General features: G+C 74.7%; 11 protein-coding genes and 1 pseudogene. 6 read left to right on the top strand and 6 right to left on the bottom strand.

The window, feature by feature from the left end; translation table 11 throughout:
- The first annotated feature begins 30 nt into the window (after positions 1-30).
- The 3 genes from B124_RS08415 to B124_RS08425 all read left to right on the top strand — a co-directional run bounded on the left by B124_RS08415 (position 31) and on the right by B124_RS08425 (position 3,022).
- The gene (locus B124_RS08415) at positions 31-621 is read left to right on the top strand and encodes a 3'-5' exonuclease (RefSeq protein WP_496502066.1); all 591 of its coding nucleotides are present in this window, start codon (positions 31-33) and stop codon (positions 619-621) included.
- Positions 622-864: 243 nt separating this feature from the next.
- On the top strand, positions 865-2,148 hold the full coding sequence (locus B124_RS08420; RefSeq protein ID WP_496502276.1) for a DUF5919 domain-containing protein: 1,284 nt from the start codon (positions 865-867) through the stop codon (positions 2,146-2,148).
- 136 nt (positions 2,149-2,284) lie between these two features.
- The gene (locus tag B124_RS08425; protein WP_496502067.1) at positions 2,285-3,022 is read left to right on the top strand and encodes an exonuclease domain-containing protein; all 738 of its coding nucleotides are present in this window, start codon (positions 2,285-2,287) and stop codon (positions 3,020-3,022) included.
- 305 nt (positions 3,023-3,327) lie between these two features.
- Here B124_RS08425 and erm read toward each other — a convergent pair.
- Positions 3,328-4,110 (bottom strand): annotated as a pseudogene (erm, locus tag B124_RS08430) (ErmE/ErmH/ErmO/ErmR family 23S rRNA (adenine(2058)-N(6))-methyltransferase); the annotation flags it as partial.
- A gap of 825 nt (positions 4,111-4,935) precedes the next feature.
- Here erm and B124_RS08435 point away from each other — a divergent pair.
- Together B124_RS08435 and B124_RS08440 are read left to right on the top strand one after the other, a co-directional pair.
- Positions 4,936-5,697 (top strand): nucleotidyltransferase domain-containing protein, encoded by a 762-nt coding sequence (locus tag B124_RS08435; RefSeq protein ID WP_496502068.1) that lies wholly within the window; start codon positions 4,936-4,938, stop codon positions 5,695-5,697.
- Between the two features lie 69 nt (positions 5,698-5,766).
- Positions 5,767-7,032, top strand: coding sequence for an MFS transporter (locus B124_RS08440; protein ID WP_496502069.1), 1,266 nt, complete (start codon positions 5,767-5,769; stop codon positions 7,030-7,032).
- A 22-nt stretch (positions 7,033-7,054) separates the two neighbouring features.
- On the opposite strand, the gene B124_RS08445 is transcribed toward B124_RS08440, so the two are convergent.
- On the bottom strand, positions 7,055-9,034 hold the full coding sequence (locus B124_RS08445) for an ABC transporter ATP-binding protein (protein WP_496502070.1): 1,980 nt from the start codon (positions 9,032-9,034) through the stop codon (positions 7,055-7,057).
- Positions 9,035-9,289: 255 nt separating this feature from the next.
- Entirely contained in the window at positions 9,290-9,802 is a 513-nt protein-coding gene (locus B124_RS08450) for an FHA domain-containing protein (RefSeq protein WP_496502071.1), read from the bottom strand.
- A gap of 169 nt (positions 9,803-9,971) precedes the next feature.
- Here B124_RS08450 and B124_RS08455 point away from each other — a divergent pair, with 169 nt between their 5' ends.
- Positions 9,972-10,454, top strand: a complete 483-nt coding sequence (locus tag B124_RS08455; RefSeq protein ID WP_496502072.1) for an NUDIX hydrolase — start codon at positions 9,972-9,974, stop codon at positions 10,452-10,454.
- A gap of 12 nt (positions 10,455-10,466) precedes the next feature.
- Here B124_RS08455 and B124_RS08460 read toward each other — a convergent pair whose 3' ends face one another.
- The 3 genes from B124_RS08460 to B124_RS08470 form a co-directional block, all read right to left on the bottom strand.
- Positions 10,467-11,942 carry a VCBS repeat-containing protein gene (locus B124_RS08460; protein ID WP_496502073.1) on the bottom strand — a complete coding sequence of 492 codons (1,476 nt, stop codon included), beginning with the start codon at positions 11,940-11,942 and terminating at the stop codon, positions 10,467-10,469.
- A gap of 117 nt (positions 11,943-12,059) precedes the next feature.
- On the bottom strand, positions 12,060-12,680 hold the full coding sequence (locus tag B124_RS08465) for a LysE family translocator (RefSeq protein ID WP_496502074.1): 621 nt from the start codon (positions 12,678-12,680) through the stop codon (positions 12,060-12,062).
- Positions 12,681-13,836: 1,156 nt separating this feature from the next.
- On the bottom strand, positions 13,837-14,016 hold the full coding sequence (locus tag B124_RS08470) for a hypothetical protein (protein ID WP_496502075.1): 180 nt from the start codon (positions 14,014-14,016) through the stop codon (positions 13,837-13,839).
- Positions 14,017-14,179: the final 163 nt, after the last annotated feature.

The raw sequence follows: 14,179 nt of genomic DNA on the forward strand, positions 1-14,179 counted from the left end.
GGGCGGGCGCCGCGTGCTTGGCTGGTGCGCATGGCCACGCAACTCCTCGACCGCGTCCTCGTCGTCGACGTCGAAGCCACCTGCTGGGAGGGCGCGCCGCCCGCCGGGATGAGCCCGGAGATCATCGAGATCGGGCTCTGCGAGCTTCAGGTGCCGACGGGCGAACGGCTCTCGCGGCGGTCGGTTCTGGTGCGGCCGGAGCGCTCCGAGGTGAGCGACTTCTGCACCCGGCTGACCACGCTCACCCCCGAACAGGTCGCGGCCGGCGTCCCGTTCGCCGAGGCGTGCGCGCTGCTGCGGCACGAGTACGGCGCGCGGCAGCGGGTGTGGGCGAGCTGGGGCGACTACGACCGGCGGCAGTTCGAGCGGCAGTGCGCCGGCGGGCAGGCGGCGTACCCCTTCGGCCGGCGGCACGTGAACGCCAAGACGCTCTACGCGCTCGCCCACGGGCTCGGCCGCGAGCTGGGGATGGCGGAGGCGCTGGCGCACGCCGGGCGGGAGTTGACGGGCACGCACCACCGCGGCGTGGACGACGCGTGGAACATCGCCGGGCTGCTCGCGGGGGTCCTGTGGGGGGCGCGTCCGGCGGCGGCCGGGGCGGCGCCGGAGGGCGGGGCGTAGCGGCACGACGGGCCGCGGTGCGCGTCGTACGCCCGTCGTCCGAGGGGCACTTGACGGTCGTCCGCGGGGTCGTCCGCGGGGCCGTCCGCGGGCCGCCCGGGAGTTGTACGCGGACCGCCGGGGTGACAACCGCGAAACGCCCTGCGGCAGTTGGGTTACCCCTGGCTGGATCGGGATGCGCCCCGGAGATCGTGGCAGTACGCTGCCGTGATCGTGGAGCAGGGCGCGGAAGGCGGTACGGGCGTGGGAGCGGGCGGTCTTGAGCTGCCCCCGGCAGGCGGTGCTGAAGACGAGGGCCGCGGGGGCGGCGGCTCGACCGAGCCGCCACCGGGCGCGCCACCGCCGCCCGGGACGGTGTCACTGGCCCGGCCGATGGAGATCGGCGCGGAGATCGGCTGGGGCCAGGACGACTGGGACGAGGTCCGTACCCGCGCGGCGCGCGCGGGACGGGCGTACATCTGGCTGAACGTCGTCGAGCAGCGGCTGCGCTCCGTCGTCGCCTCGGTGCTGCGCCCCGTCTACGAGCCGGTGCACGGCGAGGAGTGGGTCGTCGCCGCGGCGGGTCCCGCGGGCCAGGAGTGGGTCCAGCGGGCGGTGGCGGTGCGGGAGGTCAGCCGGCGCAAGGGCTATCTGCTCGACCCCGCCGACGACAACGTCATCAGCTTTCTGACGCTGCCGCAGCTACGGGAGCTGATGGTGCAGCACTGGCCGTGCTTCGAGCCGTACCTCGACGACCGGCGCGACCTGGAGCTGGCGCTCGACGAGTTGGAGGTCGCCCGCAACGTGGTCTCCCGCAACCGCGCCCTGTCCGGCACCGTGCTGGCGCAGGCCGAGCGCGCGGCGACCCGGCTGCTGCGCCTCCTCGGCGCCGACGACCAGCCGCCGTCCGCGGACCGGCTGCCGGTGGACGCGGTCGAGGACCTGGTGGGCGACCGGTACGCGGACGTGGTCGGCGTCCACCCCGACCGGGTCGGGCTGCAGCGCGCGCTGCCCGCGGAGGACCTCTTCGGCGGCGCCCGGCGGCTGGACGCGATCGGCATCGGGCTCAACCTGCTGGTGCAGAACTACTCCGGCCGCCGCCTGGCCCGGCTCGCGGAGAGCGGCTGCCGGATCCGGCTGCTCTTCCTCAACCCGGCGAGCAGCACGCTGCGCCGGCGGGAGCGCGAACTGGGCATGAAGCGGGGCGAGCTGGCGCGGTCGGTGGAGACGAACATCATCCAGATGCGCCGCGTACGCTCCCGGCTGCGCCCGCAGAGCGCCGGGGCCGCGGCGTGGGCGTTCGACATCCGGGTCTTCGACGAGACGCCGCGCTTCACGGCGTACCTGATCAACGGCGACCGCCCGGACGGGCTCGGGGTGGTGCAGACGTACCTGCGGCGGGCGCGCGGCGCGGAGGCCCCGGCGCTGGTGCTGCGGGCGGCGCGGCGGGAGCTGGTGCACGGGGAGGGCGGCGGCGAGCCGGGGCTCTTCGAGGTGTACCGGGAGGAGTTCGAGAGCTTCTGGACGGACGCGCGCCCGGTCTCGTAACGGGCGCCGCGCACCCCCTCCTTCGCTCCCTGTCTACGCGCCTTGACCACTCCCCGATATCCGGAATCTTCTGATCCGGTATGTCAGTGGCAGGTGAGAGTGTGGAGTCACTCGCCACGGAGCAGGGAGGGCGCCCATGGGGTGGTACGGGGAGCTGCTGGTCGGCTTCGACCTGGAAACGACCGGGACGGACCCGGGGGAGGCGCGGATCGTCTCCGCCGCGGTCGTGGAGGCTGTCCGCGGCGTGCCGACGCGCAGGCGGGAGTGGCTGGCCGACCCCGGCGTTCCGGTGCCGCCGGAGACGACCGCGATCCACGGGATCACCGACGAGCGGGCGTCGGCCCACGGCCGGCCGGCGGCGGAGGTCGCGGACGAGGTGGCGGACGTGCTGGCGGCCCACTGGGCCCGCGGCGTGCCCGTCGTCGCGTACAACGCCACGTTCGACCTGACGCTGCTGGCCGCGGAGTTGCGCCGCCACTCGCTCGCCTCGATGCGCGAGCGGCTGGGCGGCCGGGAGGAGGGCCCGGTGATCGATCCGTACGCGATGGACAGGACGGTGGACCCGTTCCGGGAGGGCAAGCGGACGCTGGAGGCGGTCTGTGTGGAGTACGGGGTGGTGCTCGGCCGCGCGCATGACGCGGCGGAGGACGCGCTGGCGGCGGTCCGGCTGGCGGTGGCGATAGCCGAGCGGTACGGGGAGGTGGCGTCGGCCGGTGCGTGGGACCTGCACCGCGGCCAGGCCGGCTGGCACGCGGAACGGGCCGAGGGCTACCGCCAGTGGCTCGCCCGCCAGCCCCGTGACCCGGCGCGGGACGCCGCGGCGGCGGAGCCGGTGCCGGAGCGGGGCTTCGGCCCGGACGGGGCAGTGGCGTAGCGGGGAGGGGGCGGCTGGTACGGCACGCGGCCTCCGCCTGGGGGGCGTGACAGCAGGGTGCGGTTGCTCCCCGCAGGACGCCAGGCAGCCGGCCCCCGCCCGCTTTGCGGGCGGGGGCCGCTGCCGCGCGTTGCCGCGCTGCCGCGCGTTGCCGCGCTGCCGCGCGTTGCCGCGCTGCCGCGCGTTGCCGCGCTGCCGCGCGTTGCCGCGNCGCTGCCGCGCGTTGCCGCGCTGCCGCGCGTTGCCGCGCTGCCGCGCGTTGCCGCGCTGCCGCGCGTTGCCGCGCTGCCGCGCGTTGCCGCGGCTCAGCGCAGCGTCTTGTGCAGCGTCAGCCACTGGGCGGGGGTGGCGAAGGCCACCACCGTGTCCTTCGGGAGCGCCGCCGCGCGGAAAGCCGTCGTCAGGCGCCCCTGCGGGTAGCCCGCGCGGCGGAGGGAGGCGAAGAGGGTGCCGCCCGCGCCGCCGAAGCCCGCCTCGACCATGCGGCGGTACGCCCCCTCCTCGCCCCGCGGCAGCAGCGGGCGCCGGCGGCGGTCGATCCGCAGCACCGCCGAGTCCACCCGCGGCACCGGCCGGAAGCACTCCCGCGACACCCGTCCGCACAGCCGCCACTCGTGCCACGGCCACGTGCGGACGGTCAGCAGGCTCCAACGGCCGTAGTCCCCGGTCCGCTTGCGGGCGTACTCGAGCTGGGTGACGAACGTCGCCGACTCCAGCCGCGGTGCGCGCAGGCACCAGTCGACGATCTCCGAGGTCCGCGCGTACGGCACGTTGCCCACCACCGCGAACGGCTCCCGCGGCGGCCGGGCGGTGAGGAAGTCCCGCTCCACGACGCGGACATGGGGGTGGGCCGCGAGCCGCGCGCGGAGCCCGGCGAGCAGCCGGGCGTCGATCTCGTAGGCGACCAGCTCCCGGCAGCGCGGGGCCAGCGCCTCGGTGAGGGTCCCGGTGCCGGCGCCGACCTCGACGACCAGCCGGCCAGCGGGCTCCGGCAGCGCGATGCGGGCAACCCGCCGGGCGACGGCGGAGCCGGCCAGGAAGTTCTGGGAGAGGGCGAGGGACCGGGCACGGGCGCCGCCGCGGGCGCTTCCGCCGGACTCACGGGGGGAGTTGCGCCGGTTGTCGTCACGAGCGTCGCCGCGGGCGCCTCCACGGGGCGTACGCCGGGCGTCGGCGCGGGCGTTCCCAGGAGACTCGCCGCGGGACTCGCGTCGGGCATCATCCTGGGCGCCGCCCCGGACTTCGCCCCCGGTGTCGTTGCCCCGGCCCCCCGCCGGGGAGCCGCGGCGGCGATTCGTGCGGGCGTCGGGGCGGCGGTTCGTATCGGAGTCCGCGCGTGCGGACATGCGTCGGTGAGAGCGGGCCACAGCCTGCCGTCCTTCCGGGAAGAAGTGCGTTCCTGGACTGGCGGATGGCCCTGGCCGTACAGCGCGACGTCGGCCCTCGGCGGGGCACGCGGACGTGACGGGAAATGCCCTGCGGGCACGCTCAAGGCGTGCGGATCGCGGGGGCTGCGACGGAGTCGCTCAGCGGGAGTGCCGTCCCGGGCTGCCGGTCAGGGCGCCGGGACCACGCGGGGGCGATACGGCACGAGAAGGAAGAAGGCCGCATGCCGCAGACCTGCGTGGCCACCGGTGCACAGACGGGTCATCCCGCCGATGCCCGCGCAGCAGCAGCCTGCCACGGCGTCTCCTTACCTCAATTGGACCTCAATTGGACCTCAGTTGGGCCTCAGCCGGGCCCTCAAGCGGGCCTCAGGTGGTGCCTCGGACGCGGTTCTGCACCCAGCCTAACCGCCCGGCCACCGCCCGCGCACCTCGGTTTCCCGGCCCCAGCGGGACGCCTGCGCCGCCCCGGCCCCCACGCTCGGTGCCGGGGCTGCTACGCTCCCGACGGCCGTACCCGGGAGCGAGATGACCACCGCTGCCTTTCCCACCCCCCTGCACCGCACGGTGCTCGAGGTGGTGCTGACCGAACTGCGCGCGGACCCCGACGTCCGCGGCGTCCTGCTGTCGGGGTCCCTCGCCCGCGGAACCGGACGCTCCGACTCCGACCTCGACGTCCTCGTGGTCACCGCCACCGACCCCGAACGCCCCGCCCCCTGGCGGTCCCGGCGCCGCCCGCTCCCCGTCGACCTGCTGCCCCGCACCGCCGAGCAGTGGCGCTCGCGCTTCGCCCCGCACCGGGTCGGCGACGAGTCCTGGGGCTACGCCTTCCTCGACGGCGTCCCGCTGCACGACCCCGACGGCGTCGTGGCCCGGCTCATGGCCGACGCCGCGACCATCCACGCCGGCTACCGCACCCCCGCCCCCGTCAAGGCGCACTACGCCGAGCTCTGGGCGCACGTCGTCCCCAAGATGCACGACGTGCGCCGCCGCGGCGACCCCGTGGAGACGGGGTGGGCCGCGGCCGTCATGACCAACGAGCTGATCCGCACCCTGTGGGCGGCCAACGACCTGCCCAACCCCTCTCTCGACCTCGGCACCTGCCAGCGCCACCTGGGCGACCTCACCGCCCCCGCCGGCGCCACCGACCTGATGCGCGCCGTGCTGCGCGCGGCCCCGCGGGACGCGCTGCGGCTGCAGTTGGAGTTGGTGGCGGACGTGCTGCCGCTGCTGGCCGCACCCGAAGCGGCGCCCCCGCCGCGGGGTGCGAAAGGCGGAGGATACCGGTAGCGGGGCCGCCGTTGCGGGACGGACGCGCGCTGGTTTCGCCGCGCCCGGGCGGCACGGCAAGCTCCCTCCATGGCATACGCATCCCCCTGGCGCGTGCCCGCCTTCCGACGGCTCTACGCCGCCACCGCCGCCGATCAGATCGGCATCCAGGTCGGCCATCTGGCCCTTCCGCTGGTGGCGCTCGGTCTCGGCGCGAGCCCAGGTCAGATCGGCCTGCTGGCCGCGCTCGGCACCTCCGCCTACCTGCTGATCGGCCTGCCCTCCGGGGTGTGGGTCGACCGGCTCGGCTGCGTGCCGGTGCTGGTGACCGCCGCCCTGGCGCGGGTCGTGCTGCTCGCCGCCGTGCCGCTGGCCTGGTGGTTCGGTGCCCTCACGCTTCCGCACCTGTACGCGGCCGTGCTGCTGGCCGGCTGCGCCACGGTCTTCTTCGACGTCGCCTCGCACAGTTGCCTGCCCGCGGTGGTCGGGCGGGAGGCGCTGGTGCGGGCCAACGCGGGCATCGTCAGCCTCTACGCGGTCGGCAGCGTCGCCGGCCGCGGCGTGGGCGGGCTGCTGGTGGAGGTGCTGACGGCGCCGGTCGCCGTCGCGGCGCAGGCCGTCAGCCACCTCGCCACGGCCATATCACTCACCGGCATCCGCGGCGGCACCTCCCGCCGGACGCGGCCGGCGCCGGCGGCGTCCCGCCGGCTGGCCGCCGAGATGCGCGACGGGCTGCGGCACGTGCTGGGCAGCCGCGAGCTGCGTCCGCTCGCGCTCGGCGCGGCCTGCGCCAACCTCGGGGCGCAGACCGTCAACACGATGGTCCCGGTGCTCTTCGTCCGCGAACTCGGGCTGCCCGCCTGGCTGCTGGGCGGCTACTGGGTGTGCTGCGGCACCGCCACCTTCGTCGGCGCCCGGCTCGCCCGGCCGCTCGCCGCCCGGTGGGGGTGCGGGTGGACACTGGCCACCGTGGGGCTGTGCGTGGCGCCGGCGGCGCTGCTCGTACCGCTGCTGGGCCGGCCGCCGCTGCTGTGCGCGGCGGGGGCCGCGGGGATGGCGCTGGTGTCGGTGAAGACCGGCATCGACAACGTGCTGGGGCTGACCCTGCGCCAGGGGCTGACGCCGGACGCGCTGCTGGGCCGGATGAACGCCACCTTCCGGTTCCTGCTGATGGGGTCCGTCGCGCTGGGCTCGGCGCTGTCCGGGGTGATCGGCGAGTTCGCGGGCGTGCGGGCGGCGCTGTGGACGGGGGCGGTGATCCTGGTGGTGGCGGCGCTGCCGCTGTACTTCTCACCGGTACGCACCCGCCGCCACCTGCCGGGCGCACCCGTCCCGGAACCGGACCCGGTCGTCTGATGCCGCCCCGTACGCCCGTGTCCTACGCCTGCTGCGCCACCAACTCCCCGCCCGCGCCGCTCTCCCCGCTCTCCCGGCTCTCCCCGCTCTCTCCGGCCTCTGCGCCGCCCGCGCCGCCCGCGCCGCCCGCGCGGGCCCCGCCGTCCTCCGCGAACTGCGTCCGGTACAGCTCCTCGTACCGCCCGCCGGCCGCCAGCAGCTCCGCGTGCGTGCCCCGCTCCACGATCCGGCCCGCCTCCACCACCAGGATCTGGTCCGCGGCCCGCACCGTGGACAGCCGGTGCGCGATGACCACCGCCGTGCGCCCGGCCAGCGCCTCCGCCAGCGCCTCCTGCACGGCCGCCTCCGACGTCGAGTCCAGGTGCGCCGTGGCCTCGTCCAGCACCACCACGCGCGGCTCGGCCAGCAGCAGCCGGGCGATCGTCAGCCGCTGCCGCTCACCGCCGGAGAGCCGGTAGCCCCGCTCGCCGACGACGGTGTCCAGACCCTCCGGCAGCGCCGCCATCAGCTCGTCAAGACGCGCCTTGCGCAGCGCGTCCCACAGGTCGGCGTCGCTCGCGTCCGGCCGCGCCAGCAGCAGGTTCTCGCGTACCGACTCGTGGAAGAGGTGCCCGTCCTGGGTGACCATGCCCAGCGTCGCCCGCACCGAGGCGGCCGACAGGTCGCGGACGTCCACGCCGCCGAGGCGGACCGTGCCGCCGTCCGTGTCGTACAGCCGCGGGATGAGCTGCGCGATCGTCGACTTGCCGGCGCCCGAGGAGCCGACGAGGGCGACCATCCGCCCCGGCTCCGCGCGGAACGACACCCCGTGCAGCACCTGCGCGCCGGCCTTGCTGTCCAGCACGGCGACCTCCTCCAGCGAGGCCAGCGACACCTTGTCGGCGGCCGGGTAGCCGAAGTCCACGCCGTCGAACTCCACCGCCACCGGCCCGTCCGGCACCTCCCGCGCGTCCGGCCGCTCGGCGACCAGCGGCTTGAGGTCCAGCACCTCGAAGACCCGCTCGAAGCTGACGAGCGCGCTCATCACCTCCACCCGCGCCCCCGCCAGCGAGGTCAGCGGCGCGTACAGGCGGGTGATGAGCAGGGCGAGGGCGACGACGGCGCCGGGGTCGAGGGTGCCGCGCAGCGCGAACCAGCCGCCGAGGCCGTAGACGAGCGCGAGGGCGAGCGCGGAGACGAGGGTGAGGGCGGTGATGAAGAGCGTCTGCACCATCGCCGTACGGATCCCGATGTCCCGTACGCGCGCCGCCCGCCGCCGGAACTCCGCCGACTCCCGCTCCGGCCGCCCGTACAGCTTGACGAGCGTGGCGCCGGCCGCCGAGAACCGCTCGGTCATCTGGGTGCCCATCGCGGCGTTGTGGCCCGCGGCCTCCCGCTGCAGCCGGGCGAGGCGGGCGCCCATGCGGCGGGCGGGCAGCACGAAGACGGGCAGCAGCACGAGCGCGAGGAGGGTGATCTGCCAGGAGAGCCGCAGCATGACGGCGAGCGTGAGCAGCAGCGTCACCACGTTGCCGACGACGCCGGAGAGGGTGTTGCTGAACGCGCGCTGGGCGCCGAGCACGTCGTTGTTGAGCCGGCTGACGAGGGCGCCGGTGCGGGTGCGGGTGAAGAACGCGACGGGCATGCGCTGCACGTGGTCGTAGACGGCGGTGCGCAACTGCAGGATGAGTCCTTCGCCGATACGGGCCGACAGCCAGCGCGCCAGCAGCCCGAACCCCGCCTCGGCGACGGCGATCGCGGCGATCAGCAGCGCCAGGGAGACGACCCGGCCCCGGTCGGCGTCGCTGACGATGGCGTCCACGACCCGGCCGGCGAGCAGCGGCGTGGCCACGGCCAGCGCCGCGGTCACCACGCTGAGCAGCAGAAACCACCTCAGCAGCCGCCGGTGCGGCTGCGCGAACCGCCAGATCCGCCCGAGCCCGGCCCGCGACAGCGGGCGCTTGTCCCGCTGTGCGGTGACCGTGCTGTGGAGCGACTGCCAGGCGGTGGACTGCATGTCCATCGGGTTCTCCCGTCTCGTGGTGCGCGGCCGGGTGCGGCGGCCTGCCCCGTAAAGCTAGAACTTCAACCATGCTTCACTGCAACCGCGCAGTGTCGGAGCACGCGGGCAGGGTCGCGGGCGGACCTGGTCAGGTGCGGCGTGCGGCGGCGCTCAGGGGCGAACCTGATCAGCCGGGGATTTATGCCCGGTATCGCCGGGACGGCCGCGCCTGCCGGGGGCCGGGCAGTCGGACGCCAGCGGGACGTCAGCGGGACGTCAGCGGGACGTCAGCAGATACCGGGTGAAGCCGAAGCCCAGTTGGTCGCCCGGCCGGACCGGCGCCTCGCCCGTCAGCCGGCGGCCGTTGATGAACGTGCCGTTCGTCGAGCCGAGGTCACGCAGCAGCCACACCCCGCTCGCGCAGCGCAGCTCCGCGTGCATCCGCGAGACGGTCTCCTCCATCAGCCGCAGCCCGTTGCGCGGGTCCCGGCCTATGCGCAGCGGCGCCGTCCCCGGCGCCGGGAGCATCAGCGGCGGCAGCCGCTCCGCCTGCCACGCCTGCTTCACCCGCACCCCGAGCGACGACGCCTTGGCGACCGTGCCGAGGATCACCCGCGTCAACCGCCCCTCGCGCGGCGGCAGATCGGCGGTCAGCGCCGCCAACTGCTCGTGGGAGTGGGCGACGAAAGCCAGTTCCATGCGGGCCAGGAACGTGTCCTGGGACAGCCGTCCCTCCGCCGCGCCGTCGCGCAGCAACTCGATGGCCCTGTCCCGCTCTTCGTCGGACACGCGCGGGGTCCCCGCCGGGTATACGGGGAAGGATGAGGAGGTGGGGTGGTCAGAGCCGGGCACCCTCGAATTGTCGGGCTGGTGACGGCGGGTGTCCAGTGGACCCCCGTTCCCGTACGCACCCGTGACAAATGATCGACGCACCGGCCGCACCCGCTAGGGTCGGCACATGCGCACACCCCGCCGCGCCGCCCGCCTCGCGCTCCTCGACCCGGACGGCGCGATCTTCATGTTCCGCTACGACGACGTGGAGGCCGGCATCCACTGGGCCACGCCCGGCGGCGGTCTCGACCCCGGCGAGAGCCCGCGCGCGGGCGCGGTGCGCGAGCTGTACGAGGAGACCGGCTGGACGGACGTCGCGGCCGGCGAGCTGCTGTGCACCTGGGTGCACGACTTCACCCGGCAGGGCGTGCCCGTGCGCCAGCACGAGCACATCTACCTGGCCGCCGGCCCGCGCCGGGAGCCGACCGCCGAGGCGGTCGCCCGGCACCCGGAGGACCGGATCCTCGGCTGGCGGTGGTGGACCCCGGCGGAGGTGGCGGACCCGTACGAGCCGCTGTGGCCGCCGCCGCTGGCCCGTCTCCTCACCGGGCCGCACGACGGACCCGTGGACCTGGGCTACCTCCCCGTCGCCCCGACGCACACGCCGTAGCCCCGGGTACCGCTATCCGGCGTGCCGGGTCACGACGAAGTCGCGCTCCCGCACAGATGTCCCCTGCGGCGTGCCCCGCAGGATCCAGTAGCCCGACTCCTCCGGCGGGTCGCCCGCGCGGAACGTGCCGAGGACCAGGTCGTCGTAGCCGTCCGTGTCGAGGTCGGCGAGGTGGAGCTGCCAGCCGAAGAAGTGGTCCGCGTGCAGGCGTCCCCGGGGCTTCGCACCCAGGTCCTGCGGCACGATGACCTGCGTACCCTCCGCGTCGAGGCCGCCGGTGCCGCCGAGGGCCACCGTGACCTCCCCCTCTCCGCCGCCCACGGCGTGGGACGTGGCGAGGTCGTCCGTCCCGTCACCGTTCACGTCGCCGACGGCCCAGGCCAGGTCCGCCTCCCGGCCCAGTGCGGTGTCCGCCCGCCCGGTGCCCGGGCCTTTCGGGCCGCCGTAGACGACGATGCCGTCACCGTTCTCCTCCTGGGTGACGACGTCGTCCGACCCGTCGCCGTCGAAGTCACCCGACGCCAGCGGAACGGTGCCCCTGTTCCCCACCGGGGAATCGGACGTGACGCCGGGCACGGCGCCGGCGAGCCGCAGCCCCGCGGGCGTGCCGCGGTAGAGCGCCGCGTCGACGACGCCGTCGGGCATGTCCTCCTCGAAGCGCACATCCTCCTCGTCGTACGTGGCCTTGGTGACCAGGTCGTCGCGGCCGTCGCCGTCGAAGTCGCCGACGACCGCTTCGGTGACCGAGGCCCAGCCGTCGAATCCCACGTCGGTGCGCGCGGTGGAGCGCGGCTGCGCGCCGGTGCGGCGGAGCGGGCCGCGCAGCACGGTGGCGGGCTGGGGCCGCATGTCGTACTCGCCCCCGGAGACGGCAAGCGTGAGCAGGTCGAGCGCGCCGTCGCCGTCGAAGTCGCCCACGCCGGCGGCCGGGTCGGCGTCCCGGGGCAGGTCGGTCGCGGCCACCGGCCCTTCCAGGCCGCCCCAGACGATGCGCTGCCGCCCGGACTCGGCGCCGTCCGGGCCCCGCACCCCGCGGACGAGGACGTCGGCGTAGCCGTCGTCGTCGAGGTCCCCGGTGAGCTGCACGGAGAAGTCGTAGCCCAAGGGGAACTGCGGCAGCGGGCCGTGCGGCGGATAGCAGCCGGAGAGCGGGAAGGCGGCCGACGGGTCCGGGCCGCCGGCCGCGGCCCGGAGCACGAAGCGGTTGCTCCCCCACGAAGAGCCGTCCTTGTACCAGCCGTTGAGGACGGCGTCGGCGTTCCCGTCGCCGTCCACGTCGTCCCGGTTCACCTTGCCGTCGGCCCGGCCGGAGTCGCCGTCGGCCCGGCCGGACGCGAGCGTGCAGGCGGCCGGCTTACGGGCCTCGTCCTCCTCCCCGCCGCCTCCGCCGTCGCCCCCGCAGCCGGCGGCCAGCAGCGCGGCCGGGAGCACGACGGCCACAAGGAGCCGTTTCGACGCGGCGACGCTGCCGCTCGGGCGCATATCCATGCCGCACGAGTCTGCGGTGCGCGCTGCACGGGCGCGTAACGTTCCGGTCAGGGTCGCATTCCGGCCCGTACCCGCCCCGACCGCACCGTGGCGCCCCCGCGTTCTCCTGCGCCCCGCTCAGTGCTCCACGGCGAGCCGCACGCCCAGCGCCACCAGCACCGTGCCGGACACCTGCTCCAGCCGCTTGCGCACGCCCGCCCGGGACAGCAGGCCCTTCAGCCGCCCCACGCACCACACGTACACCGCGTACCACCCCACCTCGTACACCGCCCAGAGCGCGGCGAACGCCACCGTCGTCGCCAACTGCGGCGCCGACGCCGGCACGAACTGCGGCAGGAACGACATCGCGAAGACGCCGACCTTCGGATTCGCCAGGTTCAGCAGCAGCCCCGAGCGGTACGCGCGCCACGACGTGACCTCGGGGCCCGCCTGGGCCGCGAACTCCGCCGCGTTCCCCCGCCGCGCCGCGCGCAGCGCCTGCACCCCGAACCAGACCAGCACCGCCGCGCCGACCCAGCGCATCACGTCGTACGCCACCTGCGAGGCCGCCAGCAGCGCCGTGAGGCCGAAGGCGGCGACCGTGCCCCACAGGAAGACGCCCGTCTCGTTGCCGAGGACGGTCATCATCCCGGCGCGGCGGCTGTGCATGGAGTTGCGGATGATCAGGACCGTGCTGGGGCCGGGCGTGGCGGCGATCAGGCTGCAGGCCCCCAGGAAGGCGAGGAGAGTCGTGAGCATGCGTCATCCTGAGGCGGGCGCACGTCCGGGCGCCATCGGATTAACGAGACCTCCCCGGCATGGACAGCGCCCCGGGAGTCTGGTGCGCGTGGCCGATCGGCAGTGATAGCCACTCCGGGGTGAGCCGGTCAGCCAGCAGCTCGGGGCCGGTAATCGGGCCCGACTCTTGGGGGACCGTGTACTCCAGCAGGTTGGCCCGCGTAAGAAGTGTGACCACCACGGATCTCGGCGACGCGGCGACGGGGTGGTGCCTGCTGCCGGGCGGGTTTGCGTCGGGGTAGCGGGGGCGGTGGGTGGCGCAGCGACGGGGTGGCTGGGGCGCGTCGGGGTGAGCGGCCGTGCGTCTGAGGGCCGCGGTGACAGGATTTGGGGCATTTGTCCCCCTGGGGTCACGGCGGCCGGCGCTCCAGGAGTGTCAGGCTTCGGGCCTGGTCGGCGATTGGCCGCCAGGTGCACGTCGGCGGGCGAAAGTCGACTCCCGTGGGTGATTTGGGCCGGTTTCAGGGGTGGGTTGCCGCGAGTTCGTCACCCTCACGTGCACGCCGGGCGCCCGGGGCCGGTCTCGTTGTCGCCGACCCTCACCCCCAGCACCTCGCGGTTGCCGTCTTCGGTGTCTTCCGGCGATGCCCGCGCCTGCCCAGTGCGAGAGTGGCGGCAGCGGCGCGGGGACGCCCCACCCGGGGCAATGTTCCGGCCAGGGGCGGACCGGACCCGGTTGGGGCGCCTTTCTGCGACATGTGCCGGTCAGTTCATGAACCACCCGCTTCCGCGCTGGGCACTTCCCGGACTGGGACCAGGCCCGGGCTTCTGGCTGCACCGGTAGTCGTCACGGCGAGGCCAGGCCGCTGTCAGATGGCGCGCATGTCAGCCAGAACCACCGGCGCCAACGCGCCCGCAGTCATCAGCGCGAGGGTTACGACCGAGATCACTGCCGCCGCGTAGCGAATGGTGGGTCGTGACAATAAGAGTCCCGTCCGCGTGGTCATCCTGATGATGGATGAGCATGCGGAGGCCAGCGCGGACACCCCAGGTCGTATCCCCGACGAATTCGGCCATACGTCCGGCCAGTGCGATGGGCGTGCATGTCCTGCAGCCCGGTACCGGTGTGATGGGCGGCGTCCGCGCCGCGTACTCCTCCTTGGCGAACACGGGGTGTTCACTTGGGCGTTGGCTTGCCGGGGAAGGGGTTGTCATCCCTGTCCCATTGCTTCACGTACATGGGGTTCGACACGTGCTCCTGGCGCTTCCCGGGGTCCTCAATCTCCAGGTCGTCGCAGTACGTGTCCCGTCGCTCCTGCGCTGCGCCTACGGTGTGCTTGCTGTTGCCGGTCGCCATGCGTTTTACCTCCGGGCAGATGGGGCTTCCACAGCGGCACGGCGGGAAGTGCAGAGGATCGTCAAACCAGCTCATCCAGCACCTCCCGTCGTGTGCACCACACTCAACTGGCCGGGCACTGTCCGTGATCAGGTGCATACTGAGGTCACTTGGAAGTGACCTC

Source organism: Streptomyces sp. CNP082, from assembly GCF_059570535.1.